This is a genomic window from Afipia massiliensis (assembly GCF_001006325.2).
Lineage (GTDB): Bacteria > Pseudomonadota > Alphaproteobacteria > Rhizobiales > Xanthobacteraceae > Afipia > Afipia massiliensis_A.
Genome location: NZ_LBIA02000001.1, coordinates 1,144,317 through 1,165,079, shown reverse-complemented (window position 1 = coordinate 1,165,079; position 20,763 = coordinate 1,144,317). Strand labels below are relative to the sequence as shown.

Here is a 20,763-nt window from a genome sequence, read left to right as displayed (position 1 = left end):
CGTTTCCCCTCAATCGTCTTCGGCAAAGCCGAATTCGCGATCGATCTTGTCCTGCTGCTTTGCGAACAGGAAAAGCATGACCACGAACACGATCAGCGAGCCCTGCGCGGCCATGTAGAAGCCGAGCGGGAAGTTGAGGATTGGGACCGTGATCTTGTTGAGCGGGATCACGAACATGTGGATGATAAATCCGAAGAAGAACCAGACCGCGAGATGCGTGAACATCAGGCGGGAGGTCTTTCTCCAGTGGGCGACTTCTCTTTCCTTGAGATCTGCGGAGTGAGGCATGGGCTGCAATCCTCCCCAAACCGGGCTCTGCGAGCGCCGGGTTTTGTCGAGGGGAATGCAATCCCATCAAAAGCGGCGCCCCCCGCTGCCGCGGCCCAACCGATCTTGATGCCGGTCTGGGAGCCGGTAAAAAACTAACAACGGGACAGGAAGAGGCCTTATAGACTTTCGTCTTAGAGCCCTGTTTTGACCCCTATTTACCTGCGGTTCTTTGACGCGGACCTGCTTCGCAAGTGCGAGATGAATCGAATGAATCATTCGCGCGACACCGTGATATGGCAGGATATTCACCGTCAGGATTCCACCTCATGAATCTGTTCGACAGGTTTTTCCGACGCCAGCCGCCGATCAGCGACAGGGCGGCGCTTGCAGATTTTATCGACGCGCAGTCGGCCTTCCTTGTGCAGAAGGGTATCTACGAATACTCGCGCGCCCGCGCGGGCCACTACGCGAAAGTGCTTTTTGCCGAAGAGGGTTTCGCAAAATCCGTCGAACATTCCCGATGGCAGGCGTACCCGCTCGGTCTCGCGATGGTCGGCGAAATGGTTGAGGGCGTGCTGCGGCCGCATGCCGGTGATCGCCGCCGCGCCATGCTTGATGAACTGACTGCGATGGTGCTCTCGGTCCTTGATCGTTATCCGGTCCCTCCCTCGATCGGAGAAGACGCGTGGCTTGTTGCGCGAGACGAACTGGCAAGACGGATCGAGCTCACTGCTGGTCATGCGCCCAAGCGCGTGATGGACATTCCTGAACCTTTGGCGGAAACCTATTTCGCATTGATGCCGATCCACGAGAAGCTGCGTGGACGTGACTTCGCGACAACGCGCAATTATCTGCGGGTCAGCCTGTGCAACATCCATGATGAATTGATTTCGCGCATCGACCGGCCGGCGCTGGAACGGGCATTTGTCGCGAGGGCCGCAGAGTAACGTCCGACAGGTTGTGCGCGTCCGGCGTAAGAAATGGGGCGAGCGATGGACAGAACGAAGGGTGGCGTTCCGCTGTTGTCGCTCGATGCTGTTGTCATCGACACCGAAACCACCGGGCTGGATCCCCGCAAGGCGCGGGTGATCGAACTTGCCGCGGCGCGCATTTCCGGCGGCAAGCTTCTGATCGAGGGCTCGTTCCGGCAACTGTTGCGGCCAGGCAGTGAGTTAATTCCCGCAACGGCGACGCGAATTCACGGTATCGACGATGCAGCGGTCGCTGAATCGCCTCCGTTCGTGGATGTCTGGTCACGGTTCAAAGCATTGCTCGATCAGAAAGTGGTCATTGGGCACACGATCGGCTTTGATCTCGCGGTCTTGAAGCGTGAATGCGATCTGGCGGGATTGCAATGGTCCCGTCCACGGACGCTCGACACCAGGTTGCTGGCGGAGATTGTTGCTCCCGAACTGGCCGGATACTCGCTGGAGAAACTCGCGGCGTGGCTCGATGTCGATGCGGTGGACCGGCATTCCGCATTGGGCGACGCCGTCGCCACGGCGCGCATATTCCTGGCGCTGGTCCCAAAGCTGCGTGAGTGTGGCATCCGCACGGTCGCTGAAGCCGAGCGGGCCTGCGGCGCGCTCTCCCGGCAACTCGATCATGAGGCGCGGATTGGCTGGATCGAGGCCGTCGAAGCTCCGGCCCGCATCGACGCGGAGCAGATGGTGAAGCGTGTCGATAGTTATCCTTACCGCCACCGCAATCGCGACATCATGCGAACGCCGCCCCTGTTCGTTACGACAAATGCAAGGGTCAGCGACGCCCTGGCCCGGATGATGCGAGAGAACGTATCGTCTCTCTATGTCAGCAATCCGGAAACAGGCATGGACGGCGTCAAGGCGGCCGAGGCCGGAGTCATCACCGAACGTGATGTGTTGCGCGCGATTGACGGTCTCGGAGCGGGCGCACTCGAATTGCCGGTAAGCCGGATCATGAGCAGGCCGCTTGTGTCAGTCGCGGCCGACGCATTCGTCTACCGCGCCATTGGGCGAATGAGTCGCCTCAATACCCGCCATCTTGGTGTTGTCGATGAAACAGGCCGCGTGATCGGAGCCTTGTCTGCGCGGGATCTGCTGCGCCCGCAGGCCGCGGAGGGGATCTTGCTCGGCGATGAAATCGATGCCGCGTCGGACGCGCGCGCCCTGTCTGCCGCATGGGGAAAGCTCCCGCCCTTGGCGGAATCGCTGTTGGGGGAGGGGCTGTCCGGCCGCGACGTTGCCGAGGTGATCTCCAGCGAACTCTGTGCGCTATCCCGTCAGGCCGCGGTGATCGCCGAGGGTCTTATGCGGGAAGGCGGCCAGGGTGGCCCGCCATCGCCCTACGCCCTGGTCGTGCTTGGATCGGCCGGGCGAGGCGAAAGCCTGCTGGCGATGGACCAGGACAATGCCGTGATTTTCGAGCGAGGCGAGCCGGGGGGCAGCGAAGATCGCTGGTTCGCAGCGTTCGGGGCGCATGTCGCGGATCTCCTGCATGAGGCCGGCGTGCCCTATTGCAAGGGTGGCGTGATGGCAAGAAATGAAGCTTGGCGCGGCTCAATTGCGACATGGCGGAATCGCATCGATCACTGGATCAGTCGTTCAAATCCCAGCGATCTCTTGTCCGTCGATATTTTTTTCGATTTGCGCGCGGTACACGGCGATGGCGGTCTTGCTCTTGCCGTACGGCGGGCGGCATTCGATGCCGCCGTGGGGCAGGTCACTTTCGCCAAGCTTCTGGTCGAAGGCATTGACACTCCCGCGAGTCTGAAATTCCTGGGCGGAATCCGCACCGAGGCTGGCCGCATCGACCTCAAGAGGGCCGGGCTGTTTGGTCTTGTGGCCGCTGCGCGCGCCTTGGCCATCCGATACGGTATCGAGGCTCGATCAACGCCAGCGCGGCTGGCGGGCATCAAGGCGTGCACCAACGCCAGCGAATCCGACATCGATGCACTTGAAGAAGCTCATGGCGTCTTTTTCGACTTGATCCTTGCTCAGCAGATCGAGGATGTGCACCACGGAATGCCCCCGTCCAACGCCGTCGCGGTCAAGCAACTGACGGCCCGCGAATATCACCGGCTGCTCGCGGGGCTCGAAGCAGTCACAGCTATAGATGTCCTGACCCGGGATCTGCTGTTCAACGGCTGATGTGACGTGGGCGTTCCATCCGGAGACCGATCCGCGTATTGCGATTCAGTTGAGAAGGACGCGGTTTCTCTTTCTGGACAAAGGGATTACCGGATAAAGGCCGTGAATCTGGATATTGCAATGCACGATGCCGGTGACGTACCATCCGAGGCATGCCAATAAGCTGCCTTGCAAGACTCTCCGGGCCAGTGAACACTTGATCTGCCGCCGCCGTCAGTTCACTCAGACCCATCAGCGACGTTCGTATCGGATAAATGACCTCAGTCTCCAGCACACGTCTCGTCGTCGCCGACGATCATCCACTCTTCCGCGATGCTCTGCGACAAGCGGTCGCGAGCGTCGTCGCGACGGCCCGGATCGATGAAGCCGGATCGTTCGAGGAACTGACGGCGCTGCTCGATCGCGAATCCGACGTCGACCTGATCCTGCTCGACCTGTCGATGCCGGGCATCAGCGGCTTTTCCGGGCTGATCTACCTGCGCGCACAGTTTCCGGCGATTCCGGTGGTCATCGTGTCCGCCAGCGACGACGCCGGGACCATCCGCCGCTCGATGGATTTCGGAGCATCGGGTTTCATCCCGAAACGGTTCGGCGTCGAGACCCTGCGCGAGGCTATCGGCAAGGTCATGAACGGCGATGTCTGGGTGCCGGCCGACGTCGATCTCTCCGTGGCGGGCGATCCCGACATGACCAGACTGCGCGATCGCCTGGTTACCCTGACACCGCAGCAGGTCCGGGTGCTGATGATGCTGTCCGAAGGTCTGCTCAACAAACAGATCGCCTACGAACTCGGGGTCTCCGAAGCCACCATCAAGGCGCATGTCTCCGCCATTCTGCAAAAGCTCGGCGTCGAAAGCCGGACGCAGGCAGTGATCGCCGCCGCCAAGATCGCAGGCGGAGAGTGGAAACAATCCGATCCGGCGAAGTAGCGGCGCGGCTAGCCGCTCCTGTACCGGCGACATGCAAAACATTTCAGTTGAAGGCAATCGATCATGGTTGAGGCGGTGATTTGGGATTTTGGCGGGGTGCTCACGACCTCGCCGTTCGAGGCCTTCGCGCGGTTTGAGAAGGAGCGCGGCCTTCCGGTCGATATCATCCGGCGCACCAACGCCGCGAACCACTTCGAGAATGCATGGGCGAAGTTCGAACGCGCCGAAGTGGATCTCGAAACCTTTGACGTGCTGTTCGCGGCCGAATCGCTGGCGCTCGGCGCCGAGGTGCGGGGACGCGATGTCGTGCCGCTGCTGTCGGGCGATCCACGCCCGGAGATGGTCGAGGCGCTCCGGCGCGTGAAGCAGCGTTTCAAGACCGGCTGCATCACCAACAATCTTCCCGCCAACGCCATCGGCAGTTCGGGTGGCCGTGCGCTTTACGTCGCGGAAACGATGGCGCTGTTCGATCATGTCATCGAGTCGGCGAAAATCGGTCTGCGCAAGCCCGATCCACGCATCTATCGGATGATGGTTGACGCGCTCGGCGTCGATCCGAAGAACTGCGTCTATCTCGACGATCTCGGCGTCAACCTGAAGCCCGCGCGCGAGATGGGCATGACCACCATCAAGGTGATCGACGGACCTCAGGCCATCGGAGAGCTCGAAGCCGCCACCGGCCTGACGCTGAGCGGCCACGCGCACGCCTGAGCGCCGCCGGAACGCGCTCCCAACGGAAACTACTCCGCCGCCGCCACTATCTGCTGCGCCCGCCACTGCCCGAGCAGTGCGCGCAGCGCCGCCGGCTTGAGCGGCTTGTTGAGCACCACGATTCCGTCCTCGCGCGCGGCGTCACGGACGTGCGGACTGCGATCGGCGGTGATCAGGATCGCGGGAATTCCCTCGCCAAATCGCTGCCGGATGTCGCGGATCGCCGCGATGCCGTTGCCGCGATCGAGGTGATAGTCGACCAGAAGGCCGGTCACGCGCTCGTCGGTCGCCGCGATCGCTTCGGCAGCGGCGACCGGATCGACGGCGGCGATGACCTTGGCGTCCCAGCCGGTCAGCAACGTTTTCATGCCGTCGAGAATGGCGCGGTCGTTCTCGATGCAGACGATGAGAGTGCCGCTCATCGGCGCCTTCGAAGAGATGTTCGCGCCGGTCAGCGCGCCCGTATGCGTCACGGTCTTGGCGATCGGCATCGTCACAGTGAAATGTGAACCGCCACCAAGGTTCGACCCAACCACGATGCCGTGGTTCAGCACGCGCGCGAGCCGCTCCACGATCGACAGTCCGAGCCCAAGCCCGCGCGCGATCCGCGCGCCCTGATCGAGCCGGTGAAACTCCTTGAAGATTTCCGTGCGTTTCAAGACCGGAATTCCGACCCCGGTATCGTAGATTCCGATCTCGAGGGATTTTCCCTTGCGGCGGCAGCCGACCAGGACGCGGCCTTTCGGCGTGTACTTGATGGCGTTCGAAATCAGGTTTTGCAGCAGACGCCGCAACAGCACACGATCCGAGGATACCGGCAGCGAGCACGGCACGAAGGTGAGCTTTAGTTTTCGCGCTTTCGCGATCGGGGCGAACTCCACTTCCAGCGAGCGCATCAGGTCGCTCATGCGGAAGCTGGAGATCGACGGCGTCATCGCGCCGGAATCCAGCCGCGAGATATCGAGCAGCGCGCCGAGAATTTCCTCGATGGCTTCCAGCGAGTCGTCGATGTTGCCGACCAGGCGGGCATCTTCGCCGCCGTTCTGCCGTTCCACCAGGCTGGTGACATAGAGACGTGCCGCGTTGAGTGGCTGCAGAATGTCGTGGCTCGCCGCCGCGAGGAAGCGGGTCTTGGAAATGTTGGCTTCTTCGGCGGTGCTCTTCGCCAGTGCAAGCTCGCTGTTGAGCCGGGTCAGCTGTTCGGTGCGCTCACGGACGCGCTTCTCCAGCGTGGCGTTGGCGCGCTCCAGCGCTTCCGCCGCCTCGAAGCTCGGCGTGATGTCGGAAAAGGTGATGACCAGCGCGCCGCCCGGCATGCGGTTGGCGCGAACCTCGACAACCATGTTGCGATCGGCCAACCGCTCCAGATAGGGCTCGCCCTCGGTGGTGTAGGCGGCAAGCCGCCGCTGCAGGGCGGCAGGATCGGGGGCCGTATCCAGCTGTCCGTTGCTGCCGATGAATTCGAGGATCTCGACCAGCGGAATGCCGATCTGCGAGTATTGCGCCGGCAGGTCGAGAATCTCGCCGAACTGCTGGTTCGAGGTAATGAGCTGAAGCTCCGGATTGAACACCGCGATGCCCTGGCGAACGTGATTGAGCGCGGTCTGCAGCATCTCGCGGTTGAAATGCAGCGCGGTGTGCGCATCGTCGAGCAGTTTCAGCGCGGCCTTGGCGGACACCGCGCGCTTGCGCAGCAGCAGCGACAGCACGAGGCGGGAGGAAGCCGCGCCGATCGATGAGGCGATCAGGTGTTCGGCGTGGCGCAGCAGGCGGAAATCGGCGGGAGCCGCGCGATCGATATTGATGTGATGGGTCGCGGCGAAGGTTTCGAACGACACCTGCGCGCGCTCGGGGCCGAGATATTGTGCGACGGTGCTGAGCAGATCCTGCACCGTCACCGTCGTGCGCCAGCGCCGGAAATTCGGCGCGATTGGCGCCAGTTCGTTTGGTACGAACAGGTCGGCCTGCACCCGTTCGATCGAAGTCGGCTGGCGCAGCAGCGACAGCACGATGTAGGTCAAGAGATTGAGTGAAAGGCTCCAGAACACGCCGTGAATCAGCGGCGCCATTTCGGTGCCGAGCAGCGCGCGGGGCCGCAGCGCGGCGATGCCGAACAGCCCTTCCTTCAGCCAGACCGCGCCGCGCGGATCGACCTCGGCGAAGCTTGGCAGAAACAGCGTGTAGGCCCACACCGCAAAGCCGATCAGCATGCCGCCCATCGCGCCGCGCGCGGTCGCGCGCCGCCAGAACAGTCCGCCGAAAAATGCCGGCGCGAGCTGGGCGACGGCGGCGAATGACAGCAGGCCGATGGCGGCGAGCTGCGCATTTCCCAGCGCATGATAATACAAATAAGCCATCGCCATGATGACGAAGATGGCGACGCGCCGGACCTTGAGCAGGAAGCCGCCGAAGTTCGCCTTGCCGTCCTGCGACGACCGCTTCCGTTTCAGCGCCAGCGGCATAATGATGTCGTTCGACACCATGATGGCGAGCGCCACGCATTCCACGATCACCATGGCGGTGGCGGCGGACAGGCCGCCGATAAACACGATCACGCTGAGCGACGTTGCCTTGGCCTGGATCGGCAGTGCCAGCACGTACATGTCGCTGTCCGATGTGCCGAACGGAAAGGTGACAAGGCCGGCGATGGCGATCGGGATCACGAACAGGTTGATCGCAATCAGATAGAGCGGAAACAGCCAGCGCGCGCGGCGCACCTCGGCTTCGGTCGAATTCTCGACGACGCTGACGTGGAACTGTCGCGGCAGCAGCATGATCGCCAGAAACGACAGCAGCGTCATGGCGAGGAAATTGCCGATCGACGGCGTGGCCTCGATGGCGCGCACCGCCTCCGGCGTTTTCATGGCGCGTTCGATCAGTTCGGTCGGCCCGAACATGAAAAACGTGACGAACACGCCCGCAGCAATGAACGCCACCAGCTTGACCAGCGATTCGGTCGCGACCGCCAACATCAGGCCGTGCTGGTGCTCGGTAGCGTCGGTCTGACGCGTGCCGAACAGCACCGCGAAGGCGGCGAGGGTGATGGTGACGATGAAGGCGATGTCGCCGATGTAGGGAATGCTGGAGACGTCCTGGTCCTGATTGAGGATGGTTTCCAGCGATGACGCGACGGCCTTCAATTGAAGCGCGATGTAGGGCACCGAGCCGATGATGGCGATGGCGGCGGCGGTGGCGGCGACCGCCTGGCTCTTGCCGTAACGCGCGGCGATGAAGTCGGCGATCGAGGTGATGTTCTGCGATTTCGCCAGTTGAATCACGCGCATCAACAGCGGCGTGCAGAACGCGATCATCAGGATCGGGCCGACATAGATCGCGAGAAATTCGACGCTGGTCCGCGTCGCAAGCCCGACCGAGCCGAAGAACGTCCATGACGTGCAGTAGATCGCGAGCGACAGCGGATAGATGATGGTGCCGAGGCGGCCGCGCTGAACCTGCGTCAGCCGCTCGCCGTAGCTCGCGACGACGAACAGAAGGCCGATGTAGCCGAACGCGGCTGCGATCACGCCCCAGTCATGCAGCATCGAAAGGGTCCCCGTCGCCTATGTCGTTTGGGCATGATCCTCCCGAAAAACCGGTTTCCACCTTTCGGGATCATGCCTTCGGTCAACGCCCGGCTGCGACCTTAGCCCGGTCCGCCGTCAGGCGCATCCGGACTTAGGCCGGGTTTGCCTGGCGACGAAGATGTTGGCGGATTAGCCGAATCAGCATATACACGTAAAAGTTGCAATACAGACGTAACGCACCAAGGAGCCGGCCGATGGGTCAGATGCTGCCTTTCGTTATGCAGGATGCCCCGGTCGTCGTTGTGGATGACGACCCTTCCGTTCGCGATGCCCTGCTGCTGCTGCTGAGAATTGACGGGTTTGAGGCGCGGGCGTTCGCGGATGGCGAGTCGTTCTTTGAATCGCTGCAGTCCTCCACGCCGTCTTGCGTGATCCTCGATCTTCAGCTCCCGGGCCGTTCCGGGCTGGCGGTGCTGAAGCAACTGGCCGATACGCGGTTTGCGCCGCCAGTGTTCGTCATCTCCGGTCAGTCGGATATCGCGATGGCCGTCGCAGCCATGAAGCTCGGCGCTGTGGATTTTCTTGAGAAGCCGTTTTCGGCGGGAGCCATGATCGACCGGGTGCGGGAGGCCGTCCTGATCTATCGCGGATCGATGGTCGGGAGGATAGATGGTCTCGCCGACTTCCCGGGCCTTGCGCTTTTGACACGGCGCGAACGGGATGTGCTGGCGCAGGTCACGCACGGCGCGTCGAACAAGGAAGCGGGACGGCGGCTCGGTATCAGCCCCCGCACCATCGAGGTTCATCGCGCGCGTATCATGGACAAGCTGGGTGCGCGCAACGCCGCCGACCTGATGCGGATCGTGCTGTCACACACGCCGGCACGGCACGCCAAAGCCGTTAGTGTCGGAAGGCCGTAGCTTTATTCAGCAGCCATTTATTCAGCGGCCATGGATTTGGCGTGCAGCGGCAGGCCGAGCTGTTCCCAGACCTGGACCAGCGCCTCGGCGAGGCCGTCGATCAGCGCGTCCTCGTGATACGGCGACGGGGTAATGCGCAGGCGCTCCGTACCCTTGGGCACCGTCGGATAATTGATCGGCTGGATGTAGATGCCGTGCTGTTCGAGCAGCAGGTCGCATGCCTTCTTGCAGCGCTCGGGGTCGCCCACGAACAGCGGAACGATGTGCGTATCGCTCGACATCACCGGCAGGCCGGCGGCGATGAGAATGGCCTTGAGCCGCGCGGCGCGGTCCTGATGACGCTCGCGCTCCCATGACGATGATTTCAGATGCTTGATCGCGGCGGTCGCGGCCGAGCAGATCGCGGGCGGAAGGGCCGTGGTGAAGATGAAGCCCGGCGCATAGGAGCGCACCGCATCGACCATCTTGGCGCTGCCGGCGATATAGCCGCCGAGGCAGCCAAACGCCTTGGCCAGCGTGCCTTCGAGAATGTCGATCCGGTGCATCACGCCGTCACGCTCGGCAATGCCGCCGCCGCGCGGGCCGTACATGCCGACCGCATGAACTTCATCGACATAGGTCATCGCGCCATAACGCTCGGCGAGATCGCAGATCTTCGCCAGCGGTGCGACGTCGCCGTCCATCGAGTACAGGCTTTCGCAAACGATCAGCGTCGGACGGCCCGGATTGGCGCGCAGCAATTCTTCAAGATGCGCGACGTCGTTGTGGCGGAACACGAGGTATTGAGTGCCGGACTGGCGAATGCCCTCGATCATCGAGTTGTGGTTCAGCGCGTCCGACAGGATCAGGCAGTTTGGAATCAGCTTCGCCAGCGTCGCGATGCCGGTCTGGTTGGACACATAGCCCGACGTGAAAACCAGCGCCGCTTCCTTGCCGTGCAGATCGGCGAGTTCGCGCTCAAGCTGGATCAGGGAGTGGTTGTTTCCGGCGATGTTGCGGGTGCCGCCGGCGCCAGTGCCGGTGCGGGTCGCGGTTTCGACCATCGCGCCCACGACTTTTGGATGCTGCCCCATGCCGAGATAGTCGTTGGAGCACCACATCACGATGTTGCGCTGGCCCTTCGGGGAGTGCCAGATCGCGTGCGGAAACCGCCCGGCGATCCGCTCCAGATCCGCGAAAACGCGGTAGCGCCGCTCGTCATGAAGCCGCCCGAGGGCATCGCCGAAGAACTTGTTGTAATCCATCACAAAAACCCTGGATGGGAACCTGAATTACGGCAGCCGGGCCAATGGCCTTCCGCCGTGCACGAGGTCTTTTTAGAGCTTTTCCAGCTTTGATGTCGAGGCCGTTTTCGCCGGGCTCATATGCGGCAAAAACTTGATCCAGATCATCTCGGGATCAATTCCGCTCAATTAGCGTATTCGGGTTCAGTCAGGCGGTGAAGCGCAGCACGCCATCGGCGCCAAGACCAGACGTCAGCCGGCCTCCGGCCAGCATGTGATTGACGTGCGCGATCAGCTCGCCGGCGGCGAAGCCGGTCTGGTGGGCGTCGAGGACGTGCTTGTGGAACACCACCGGCACCAGCTCCGCGGAGGTCTTCGGCGACGTGCGGCATGCAGCTGCGATCAGCTGGCACCGTTCTTCGTGGTGATCCGCGAGTTGCGTGATGCGCGTCTTCACGCCGTAGAACGGCACGCCGTGACCGGGCAGCACCAGAACGTCGTCCGGCAGCAGGCCTGCGAGCTCCTTGAGTGAGGTCAGGTATTCGCCCAGCGAATTGGCATCGGGTTCCACCGCCCACACGCTGACATTCGGCGAAATCTTGCTCAGCACCTGATCCGCCGACAGGAAGATGTTGTCGGCCTCGCAGTAGAGCATGACCTGATCGAGTGCGTGACCGCCGCCGGTGAGGACCTTGAACGTCCGCGTGCCGATCGTGATCTCGTCGCCCTTGGACAGGCGATAATAGGAGGCGGGGAGAATCGAGACGCGCGTGAGGTAATCCTGGCCCTTGCCAAGCAGCGCTTCGGTGATCTCTTCGTCCATGCCGTGACGGCGGAAGAACAGCCGCTGCGCCAGCTTGCGTTCCGGCGAGCCGCGATGCTGGTGATACGCGGCCTGCAGATATTCGACCTGCGACATCAGAAGCGGGCAGCCGAAGCGTTCGACGATCCAGCCCGCAAGCCCGACGTGGTCCGGGTGCGAATGCGTCACGATCAGCCGGGTGATGTGAAAGCCCTTGAGCGGGCCTTCGAACAATGTCGTCCATGCCGCAATGGTGGCGTCGTTGCCGATGCCGGTATCGACCATGGCCCAGCCGTCGCCGTCAGCGATCAGGTAAATGTTCACATGGTTGAGACGGAACGGCAGAGTCATGCGCACCCATATCAGGCCGGGCGCGACCTCGATCGCTTCGTCCGGTTTGGGCGGCGTCTCGATTGGATAGCGCAGGCCGTCGGAGGCTGCGGGCAATGGGGCGGTCTTGGTGTGCATCGTCTCGCAATCGCAGTTTTCAGGCCCGGCTTAACGCGGCAAACCTCGCGGCGCTAGTGTCCGGCCGGCCGAAAAGCCGCGTTTTACGGGCTGCGTCAGCATGGTTGCCATGCGGCAGCCATGCTGATCGGCCGTTTGAAACAACCTCAGGACGCCGCTGCGCCGCTGATCGGCACTGTGGCGGCGGCCGGCTGCGCATCACCATGCGTATGGCAAGCGTGCTTGCCGTCGTCGAGCTTTGACTTGATGCCGAGGCGGTCCAGCAGGTTGGCGTCGCGTTCGGTCTGCGGATTTTTGGTGGTCAGCAGCACGTCGCCGATGAAGATCGAGTTGGCGCCGGCGACGAAGCACAGCGCCTGCAACTCATCGGTCATGTACTGGCGGCCGGCGGAAAGGCGAACCACGCTTCGCGGCATCATGATGCGCGCGACCGCGATCATCCGCACCAGCGCGATCGGATCGGGCCGCTCGGCGGTGTCGTTGACCGGCACGCCCTTGACCTCGTTCCACATGTTGATCGGAACGCTCTCGGGATGCTCGGGGAGGTTCGCCAGCAGCGCCAGCATGCCGAGACGGTCATCGACCTGCTCGCCCATGCCGATGATGCCGCCGCAACAGACCTTCAATCCGGCTTCGCGCGCATGCGCCAGCGTGTCGATGCGATCCTGCATGGTGCGCGTGGTGATGATCTTGTCGTAGAATTCCGGCGAGGTGTCGACGTTATGATTGTAGAAGTCGAGGCCGGCATCGTGCAGCCGCTGCGCCTGCTTGTCGGTCAGCATACCGAGCGTGACGCAGGTCTCCATGCCGAGACCTTTCACTGCGCTGACCATCTCGCAAACCTTGTCGAGATCCTTGTCCTTCGGATTGCGCCAGGCGGCGGCCATGCAGAAACGTTCCGCGCCGGCTTCCTTGGCGCGCTTTGCGGTGGCGACGACGTCGTCGTGATCCATCAGCTTGGAGGCCTTGAGGCCGGTGTCGTACTTGGCGCTCTGCGAGCAATAGCCGCAATCCTCGGGGCAGCCGCCGGTCTTGATGCTGAGCAGGCTCGCAGTCTCGACGTGGTTGGGATCGAAGTTGCGGCGATGAATGCTTTGCGCCTGAAAGATCAGATCCGCGAAGGGAAGATCGTAAAGCGCCTGCGCTTCCGCACGGGTCCAGTCGTTGCGCGGCTCGATCAGCGCATCCCGGCCGACCGATACTCCGCCATTCACATCCGAACCCGGCACTATGCTCATGCGCTGTCCCCTTGCATGTAAAAGACGTCGCCCTGCAGACGCCGCTATCTCAGTTATTCGGGCAGAAGGCGATGTCTTGACGGCACGCGCGATTTCCCCGGATCGAGACTAGCAAGGACCATGGAGGTCCAGAAGAGTCAATCTGGGGCGTGGTTCGGTGCGCGGACACAGGAGCCAAAAGCAACGGAGAATCATGCTGTTCCACGGAACGCAGAGCCTGCATTTTCGATATGGCGCGCGCAATTAACGAATTGGGGTTCGGAGCACAAGGCGCCGAACCCCAAAACAGAACGCAGCCATGCCAGGCGGCATAGCAACTAAACACAATTATGCCGCGCGGATGTTCAGCAGGAAGGCGTCGACTTCTGCGCGAAGCGTGTCGGCTTCGCGGCGAAGTTCGTTCGATGCGTTCAGTACGTCGCCCGCTGCAATTCCGGCCTCGCTCGAGGCGCGGCTCACGCCGACGATGTTGCTCGAGACTTCCGAGGTGCCGCTGGCGGCGTGCTGGATGTTGCGGGCAATCTCGCGCGTCGCAGCGCCCTGCTCTTCGACCGCGGCGGCGATGGCGGTGGTCACTTCACTGATCTCGCCGATGGTGGCGCCGATGTTGCGGATTGCGCCGACCGCCGACGTGGTGACGGTCTGCATACTGGCAATCTGCGAGCGGATTTCATCGGTCGCCTTTGCCGTCTGCTCGGCGAGGCTTTTGACTTCCGATGCGACGACGGCGAAGCCACGGCCGGCTTCGCCGGCACGCGCGGCTTCGATGGTGGCGTTGAGCGCCAGCAGGTTGGTCTGCGATGCGATTTCCTGAATCAGATCGACCACGCTGCTGATGCGGTTGGCGTTGTCGGCGAGGCCCTGCATGGTGGCGTCGGTCTTGCCGGCTTCGCTGACTGCGTTGGCGGCGATCTGCGTCGAGTTCGTGACCTGGCGGCTGATTTCCTGAATCGACGAGGTCAGTTCCTCGGTGCCGGCCGAAACCGTCTGCACGTTGACCGAGGTTTCCTCGGCGGCGGACGCGACGGTGCTCACCAGAGCGCTCGAATGCTCTGCGGATGTGGACATGCTCTCCGCCGTCGATTGCATGACATTGGCCGAGGTCATCAGGCCGTCAAGCGCGGCCCGCACCTTGTCCTCGAAATGCACGATCTGGGTTTCGATGCGCGACGCGCGCTCGGCCTTGGCGACGCGGTCCTGGTCCTGTTCGCTGCTCAGTGCACGCGAGCGGATCATGCTCTCGCGGAACACCTCGAGCGAGCCGGCCATGACGGCGATTTCGTCCTGCTGGCGGCTGCGTTTCACCTCGGCGTCAAGGTCGCCCTCGGACAGCCGCCGCATCACGTTCTGCAGGTTGCTGATGCGGCCCAGGATGTTGCGGCCGACATAGAGCCAGACGAACAGCGCGGATCCGATCAGCGTGAGCGCGCCGAGTACGAGCATGGTTGTCGTTCCCAGCGTAATCGTGCTGCGCGCCTTGGTCGCTGCGGTGTCCGTCGCCGTCTGCACGTCGTCGACCAGCCGCTTGATGCTCATCTCGAGACCGCGGTTGAGCTTGCCGGTCTCTTCCAGAATAAGCCGGCCGTAATCGGCAGAATCCAGTTCCTTCTGGCGGAGCTTGAAGACACCGGTCTTCTTGTTGCCGAACGCCATCAACTGCGCGACGGCTTCCTTCATCTTGTCGCCATCGCCGCGGCGGCCCAGCGAAGCGAGAGAAGTGTCGATGCTGTCGGACGTCACCGAGAACGCATATTCCTGATCGCTGAGCGTCTCGGCGTTGCCGGCGCTGGCAGCGGCGCTGATGTTGCTTGCGGCAAAGTTGACGTCTGCCAGCAGGCTGGCCAGCATATCGACGCCCTGCATGGCTTTCAGGGCGTCGCGGCCATCGCCGCTCAGGCCTGTCAGCGCGGTGTTGACCACGATTTTCGCCTGATCGGTGCTGGAATTGATCATATTGACGACGGCGGCGTGGGCCTTGCGGGCGGCCTCGAACTGCTTGGTATGCTGCCCGGCGAGATCGAGCCGTTCCTTGGCCGCCGACTGCAGGCTGGTGATGGTGTCGTCGATCATTCTGACGTTTTCTTCCAGCGCCGTCACGACGGATGGGTCGGCGTTGAGATTCTTGATCTCTTTCAGCTTGTCGATGGCGGCGGTCTGGGCGTCCTTCAGGTCCTTGACGCGCGTTTGAAGGACGCTTTCATCGTCCGATGCGAGCACCGCTGGTCCGCGCGAGGCGAGGCTCTGGCTCAGAGCGGATAGCTGCAAGCTTGCCGTCAGGCGGGGAATGTCGCGGTTGCTGAGTTCGGTCATCATGCCGCCGAGCTGGCCAAGCAGCAGGCTCGCTCCTGCGCTGATCGCGATCGCCATGCCGGCGATGACTGCGAATGCCAGGAAGAGACTTCCCCGAACGCCGAGCTTCAGGCTCGGCAATTTGAAGCGAAACAGATTTTTTCCGACCTTGAACCGCAAAGCCATAATTCCAAATCCCCCCGGATTCCGTAATTTTACGTGCGGGCGCAGTATCCGGATGGCTGGTTAAAATTTTCGCGAAAAATCAGCGATTTTGGCGAAATTCTGGCACGGGCTTTTGTCATTGAAATCAAAGAGATTTTCGCGCCTTGCGAAACAGCAGGGACGCCGCGGCCTGTCCGGAATCTTGAAGGGAGGTAGGCTGGTGCTGCCAGACAGGATTGAACTGTCGACCTCTCCATTACCAATGGAGTGCTCTACCACTGAGCTACGGCAGCGAACGCCAGACGAGAAAAAGCCAGAACCGTACCGTGTACGTGAATCAGCTGAAAAGCCTCTAAAGGCGCGCGTTCCTTTGCCATAAGGCCACCGATGGTGCAAGCGCCGAACAGCTCATTCTTCGGCTCCTGGACCGGAACTCAGGCCGGCGCGGCCGTCTTGTATTTCGCAAGCTCGGGACCGATCCGGGCGTTCATTCGGGTGCTCAGGGCCTCAAGGGCCTTGAAAGGCCGGATCATCACCTCGAATTCGATGATCTTGCCCGCGGAATCGAACTTCACCAGATCAATTCCCTTCAGTTTCAGCTCATCGATATTGGCGCTGAATTCCAGCGCCACATCGTGGGTTCCGGAGACGAATGTCCGGTGGTAGCGGAAATTCTCGAAAATCTGCACGACCGCGCCGAGGATCAGCACGCTGGCGGGACGGCCGGGGATTGGCAGGTGGACAAACGGCGAGCGGAACACGGTGGTTTCCGCGAACAATGGCCGCAGCACGTCTTCGCTCTTGGTTTCGACGAAGCGGTGCCAGTCACGGAGCGTATTCTGCACCGCCGGTGCGAGCGCTTCTGTGTGCTCTGTCATGGCATTTCCTCTGTCATACGGCGCGGCGTATCCGATATTATTGCAACTGACCGTCATCGGCGATGGCGGTCAAGGCAAGATGCGAGCAGAGCTGAATGGCGAACGACCCCGACAGGAACGATGCCAAATCCGCGCGCGAGGCGCGGCTGAAATCCGCATTGCGCGACAATCTGAAACGGCGCAAGTCGCAGGCACGCGGCCGCGCAGGAATGGCAATTGTCACGCCGGATGACGATGCGCGGGCGCGGGACGATGCATCAAGCATGGACGCGCATCGGCGTGACGACGACCGTTGACCTTGCAGCCTTGGTCCATCGCTTGATTGTTTGGCGTGCAGACACGATCTAGCTTTACGAATGCGATCTCCAACGAGGGAGTTCGCGAGTCTTCTGTGCGAATGTAAGGAAAGTATCTGATGGCGACGGACCAGGCCGCAGCGATTGGGGCGGGCGCCCCGCAATCGGACGCTTCACGAGCGGCATTTCCCCGGTTCGAGCAAACATTCCCGACGTTGACGGATACCGAGATCGACCGGATGCGCCGGTTCGGCGATGTGCATCATCATAAAGACCGCGAGCTGCTGTTCGAAAGCGGCAAGGTCGGCCCCGGCATGTTCGTCATTCTCTCCGGGCACGTCGCCATCACCCAGCGCGACGGCATGGGCCACATCACGCCGGTGATCGAGCAGGGGCCGGGACAGTTTCTTGCTGAGATCGGGCAACTGTCGGGCCGCAACGCACTGGTCGATGGCACAGCCGAGGGTGACGTCGAGACGCTCCTGATCCCGCCAGCCAGTTTGCGCGCGCTGCTTGTCGCCGAAGCTGATCTTGGCGAGCGCATCATGCGCGCGCTGATTTTGCGGCGTGTTGCGCTGATCCAGGCCGGTGTCGGCGGTCCGGTGCTGATTGGTTCGCCGTCGCTGGGCGGCGTCGTGCGGCTGCAAGGCTTTCTGGCGCGCAACGGCGTTCCCCACCATGTGCTCGATCCCGCCACCGACACGGACGCAACGGATCTGGTGGCGCGCTATTCGCCGTCGCCTTCCGATCTTCCTCTTGTGGTGGCCCCGGATGGCACGGTGCTGCGCAATCCCAGCGAAGTCGATCTTGCCTACGCGATGGGAATGATCGGCGGTCCGATACGGGACAAGCTCTACGACGTCGCTGTTGTCGGCGGTGGTCCCGCCGGACTTGCGACCGCTGTGTATGCAGCGTCCGAAGGATTGTCGGTGGCGGTGCTCGATGCACGGCATTTCGGTGGCCAAGCCGGCGCCAGTGCGCGGATCGAGAACTATCTCGGATTTCCGACCGGCATCTCGGGACAGGCGTTGGCCGGGCGCGCCTACAATCAGGCGCAGAAGTTCGGTGCGGATCTGATGATTCCGGTCGAAGCCAGATCGCTCGACTGCTCGAAGAGCGACGGCGCATTCGGGCTTACCACCGAATGCGGTCATTTCCTGAAAGCGAAATCCATCGTCGTTGCCAGCGGTGCACGCTACCGGCGTCCAACGATCGAGAACCTCGACAGGTTCGAGGGGCGCGGCGTCTGGTACTGGGCGTCGCCGATCGAGGGGCGGCTCTGTGCCCAGCAGGAAGTCATTCTGGTTGGTGGCGGCAATTCCGCCGGTCAGGCCGCGGTGTTTCTGTCGGGCCACGCCAGCAAGGTGCGGATGATGATCCGCAGCGGTGGTCTCGCCGATAGCATGTCGCGCTATCTGATCGACCGGATCATGGCGACGCCGAACATCGAACTGATGATCCACACCGAGATCGTCGGGCTGGAAGGCCCTGACGATGGCGGACTCGAGCGCGTGCGCTGGCGCAACCGGAAGTCAGGGCTCGAGGCTGCCGGCGATATCCGCAACGTGTTTCTGTTTGTCGGGGCCGACCCCGCCACCGCATGGCTCGCGGACTGCGGCGTGACCCTCGATCGCACCGGCTTTGTCCTGACCGGGGCGCAATGCGGGCGGCCGGTGTCGGCGCTGGAGACCTCGGTGCCCGGTGTGTTCGCCGTCGGCGATGTGCGCGCAGGTTCGGTCAAGCGCGTTGGCGGCGCAATCGGCGAAGGCGCGCAGGTCGTGGCTGCGCTGCACGGTTTTCTTGGCGACAAACCGGCATAGCCTCTCTAGCTTGCGAAGTGCCGGACGACGCTCTCATCGAGAGATCCTGACCAATGCCTTGCAAGCACATCGCGGAAATCAAGGACGTCACCCCAAGCGCGCTCGGCTGCGAGGAGTGCCTGAAGACCGGCAGCGTCTGGCTGCATCTGCGGATCTGCCGGACCTGCGGCCATGTCGGCTGCTGCGACGATTCGCCCAACAAACACGCCACCAAACATTTCCACGCTACACAGCATCCCGTTATCGAAGGATATGATCCGCCGGAAGGCTGGGGCTGGTGTTTTATCGACCAGGTCATGTTCGACCTGTCGAAACGCAAGACCCGCATAACGGTCCGATCCCGCGTTATTATTGAACTGCGCCTGCCGATTGTCTGAGCTTGCCAAGCCCCTTTCATTTTCGGGATCGTATCGATCTCAAAAGGAATTTCAGCATGCGGTATTTTCGACAGGTCATTCGCGGCGCGATCTGTGCCGGTATGATGGTGGCATCCGTCCTGATCGTGTCATCCGGCGTTGCGGTGGCGCAATCGATGCCGCAAAGCCGGTCCGCAGTCGTCAACGGCGTGAAACTGAATTATCTGATCGCCGGCGAAGGCGATCCTGTCGTGCTGCTGCACGGTTATGCGGAGACCAGCCACATGTGGCGGCCGCTGTTTCCCGGACTTGCGAACAACCACACCGTGATCGCGCCGGACCTGCGCGGCTTCGGCAAGTCCGATGCGCCCGAGGGCGGCTACACCAAGAAGGAAATGGCGCAGGACATCCACGCGCTGGTGAGAAGTCTCGGATACAAGAAGGTCAAGATCGTCGGCCACGACATCGGTCTGATGGTCGCCTATGCCTACGCGGCGCAATACCCGGCCGAAGTCGATCGCATCGTGCTGATGGATGCCTTTCTGCCCGGCGTCGGCGACTGGAAAAATGTCTGGCTGCTGCGCGACCTGTGGCACTTCCATTTCTACGGCAAGACGCCGCTGGCTTTGGTCACTGGCCGCGAGCGGATTTATCTCGAACACTTCTGGAATGATTTCGCCGCCAACCCGGCAAAGTCCATCTCTCAGAAGGACCGGAAGTTCTACGCCAAGGCTTATGCGCAACCGGGCCGCATGAAGGCAGGGTTCGAGGTGTTTCGCGCCTTCGAAAAGGACGCCGATGATTTCGCAGGTTTCGCAAAAACCAAGCTGCCGATACCGATGCTCATTCTCTCCGGCGAAAAGGCGGGCGGCAATTTTCTGATCGAACAGGGCAAACTGGTCGCCACCAACGTCGAAGGTGTCATCATCAAGGGCTCGGGACACTGGCTGATCGAGGAAGCGCCGGGTCAGGTGATCCCGAAGCTGGTGGATTTCCTCAATCGCTGATCACGCAGCATTGCCTGAAAAATTTGCAGGAGTGCAGCGTGCGAAATGGAACTTCTGTTGCGCGGCCGTGCGTATGATGTAGCCTTGGATCGTTCTAAAGGCGGGGGGCGCATCATGATTTTAGGCATGTCTTTGGCGTCGTTTACGGTCCTTCACCTTATCATCAGCATGATAGCCATCGGTTTGGGCTTCGTGGTGGCGGGCGGACTGCTCGCATCGAACAGGATGCCCGGCTGGACGCTCTGGTTTCTCGTCCTGACGATCCTCACCAGCGCGACCGGCTTTCTGTTTCCCTTCACCAAGATACTGCCCTCGCATGTCGTCGCCATCATCTCGCTGGTGCTGCTGGCGGTTGCGGTTTACGCGTTGTACGGCAAGGGTCTCTCCGGCGTATGGCGTGCGGTGTATGTCGTCACCGCGATGCTCGCGCTCTGGTTCAATGTCTTTGTCCTGATCGCGCAGGGCTTCCAGAAGGTAGCGCTGCTGAACGTCTATGCGCCGACCGGGGCCGAGCCGCCGTTTGCGATCACCCAGGGGATCGTGCTGGTCTTTTTCATCGGCATGATCGTCGTCGGCATCAGGCGATTCAAGACGGCGTGATACGCGCTAGTGGTCCGATTCTAACATTCGCATTTCGTTTCAGCAGACATTCTTGCGAATGTTAGAATCAAGGGACCACTAGGAAATATAGGTTTCTAGTAGAGTTTGGATTTGACCTTCGCTTTGTGAGCTCGCGGTC

The 20,763-nt window shown here is 62.0% G+C and carries 16 protein-coding genes, 1 tRNA gene and 1 pseudogene; 10 read left to right on the top strand and 8 right to left on the bottom strand.

The genetic code is table 11. The features are described 5' to 3' along the window. Positions 1–9: 9 nt before the first annotated feature. The gene (locus tag YH63_RS05480) at positions 10–288 is read right to left on the bottom strand and encodes a DUF4212 domain-containing protein (protein WP_046828479.1); all 279 of its coding nucleotides are present in this window, start codon (positions 286–288) and stop codon (positions 10–12) included. Between the two features lie 308 nt (positions 289–596). Here YH63_RS05480 and YH63_RS05475 point away from each other — a divergent pair, with 308 nt between their 5' ends. The 4 genes from YH63_RS05475 (at position 597) to YH63_RS05460 (ending at position 5,038) form a co-directional block, all read left to right on the top strand. Further along, positions 597–1,217: a hypothetical protein gene (locus YH63_RS05475; RefSeq protein ID WP_046828480.1), complete on the top strand. Its 621-nt coding sequence runs from the start codon at positions 597–599 to the stop codon at positions 1,215–1,217. Between the two features lie 45 nt (positions 1,218–1,262). Beyond that, a complete protein-coding gene (locus tag YH63_RS05470; RefSeq protein ID WP_046828481.1) occupies positions 1,263–3,398 on the top strand; it encodes a DUF294 nucleotidyltransferase-like domain-containing protein in 2,136 nt (711 codons plus the stop codon). Positions 3,399–3,652: 254 nt separating this feature from the next. Further along, positions 3,653–4,327 carry a response regulator gene (locus YH63_RS05465; RefSeq protein WP_046828482.1) on the top strand — a complete coding sequence of 225 codons (675 nt, stop codon included), beginning with the start codon at positions 3,653–3,655 and terminating at the stop codon, positions 4,325–4,327. Positions 4,328–4,390: 63 nt separating this feature from the next. Beyond that, entirely contained in the window at positions 4,391–5,038 is a 648-nt protein-coding gene (locus YH63_RS05460) for an HAD-IA family hydrolase (protein WP_046828483.1), read from the top strand. Positions 5,039–5,067: 29 nt separating this feature from the next. Here the strand turns inward: YH63_RS05460 and YH63_RS05455 are convergent, their stop codons facing one another. Then, positions 5,068–8,580 (bottom strand): PAS domain-containing hybrid sensor histidine kinase/response regulator, encoded by a 3,513-nt coding sequence (locus tag YH63_RS05455; protein WP_046828484.1) that lies wholly within the window; start codon positions 8,578–8,580, stop codon positions 5,068–5,070. A 236-nt stretch (positions 8,581–8,816) separates the two neighbouring features. Here YH63_RS05455 and YH63_RS05450 point away from each other — a divergent pair, with 236 nt between their 5' ends. Beyond that, entirely contained in the window at positions 8,817–9,482 is a 666-nt protein-coding gene (locus YH63_RS05450; RefSeq protein WP_046828485.1) for a response regulator transcription factor, read from the top strand. A gap of 17 nt (positions 9,483–9,499) precedes the next feature. Here the strand turns inward: YH63_RS05450 and hemA are convergent, their stop codons facing one another. The 6 genes from hemA to YH63_RS05420 all read right to left on the bottom strand — a co-directional run bounded on the left by hemA (position 9,500) and on the right by YH63_RS05420 (position 16,545). Continuing rightward, on the bottom strand, positions 9,500–10,726 hold the full coding sequence (hemA, locus tag YH63_RS05445; RefSeq protein WP_046828486.1) for a 5-aminolevulinate synthase: 1,227 nt from the start codon (positions 10,724–10,726) through the stop codon (positions 9,500–9,502). A gap of 187 nt (positions 10,727–10,913) precedes the next feature. Continuing rightward, the gene (locus YH63_RS05440; protein ID WP_046828487.1) at positions 10,914–11,975 is read right to left on the bottom strand and encodes an MBL fold metallo-hydrolase; all 1,062 of its coding nucleotides are present in this window, start codon (positions 11,973–11,975) and stop codon (positions 10,914–10,916) included. 146 nt (positions 11,976–12,121) lie between these two features. Then, complete coding sequence (bioB, locus tag YH63_RS05435) at positions 12,122–13,213, bottom strand: biotin synthase BioB (RefSeq protein ID WP_246658016.1); 1,092 nt, start codon at positions 13,211–13,213, stop codon at positions 12,122–12,124. Between the two features lie 327 nt (positions 13,214–13,540). Next, positions 13,541–15,688: a methyl-accepting chemotaxis protein gene (locus YH63_RS05430; protein ID WP_046828489.1), complete on the bottom strand. Its 2,148-nt coding sequence runs from the start codon at positions 15,686–15,688 to the stop codon at positions 13,541–13,543. 197 nt (positions 15,689–15,885) lie between these two features. Beyond that, a tRNA-Thr gene (locus YH63_RS05425) sits at positions 15,886–15,960 on the bottom strand. A gap of 141 nt (positions 15,961–16,101) precedes the next feature. After that, on the bottom strand, positions 16,102–16,545 hold the full coding sequence (locus YH63_RS05420) for a hypothetical protein (RefSeq protein ID WP_046828490.1): 444 nt from the start codon (positions 16,543–16,545) through the stop codon (positions 16,102–16,104). Positions 16,546–16,640: 95 nt separating this feature from the next. On the opposite strand from YH63_RS05420, the gene YH63_RS05415 reads away from it, so the two are divergent. From YH63_RS05415 to YH63_RS05395, 5 genes and pseudogenes are all read left to right on the top strand, one after another. Then, positions 16,641–16,841 (top strand): hypothetical protein, encoded by a 201-nt coding sequence (locus tag YH63_RS05415; RefSeq protein WP_046828491.1) that lies wholly within the window; start codon positions 16,641–16,643, stop codon positions 16,839–16,841. Between the two features lie 119 nt (positions 16,842–16,960). Continuing rightward, complete coding sequence (locus tag YH63_RS05410; protein WP_046828492.1) at positions 16,961–18,661, top strand: FAD-dependent oxidoreductase; 1,701 nt, start codon at positions 16,961–16,963, stop codon at positions 18,659–18,661. A gap of 53 nt (positions 18,662–18,714) precedes the next feature. Further along, positions 18,715–19,016: pseudogene (locus YH63_RS05405) on the top strand (UBP-type zinc finger domain-containing protein). Between the two features lie 78 nt (positions 19,017–19,094). After that, positions 19,095–20,024, top strand: coding sequence for an alpha/beta fold hydrolase (locus tag YH63_RS05400; RefSeq protein ID WP_046828493.1), 930 nt, complete (start codon positions 19,095–19,097; stop codon positions 20,022–20,024). Positions 20,025–20,138: 114 nt separating this feature from the next. Continuing rightward, on the top strand, positions 20,139–20,624 hold the full coding sequence (locus YH63_RS05395; RefSeq protein WP_046829735.1) for a hypothetical protein: 486 nt from the start codon (positions 20,139–20,141) through the stop codon (positions 20,622–20,624). The last annotated feature ends 139 nt before the right edge of the window (positions 20,625–20,763 follow it).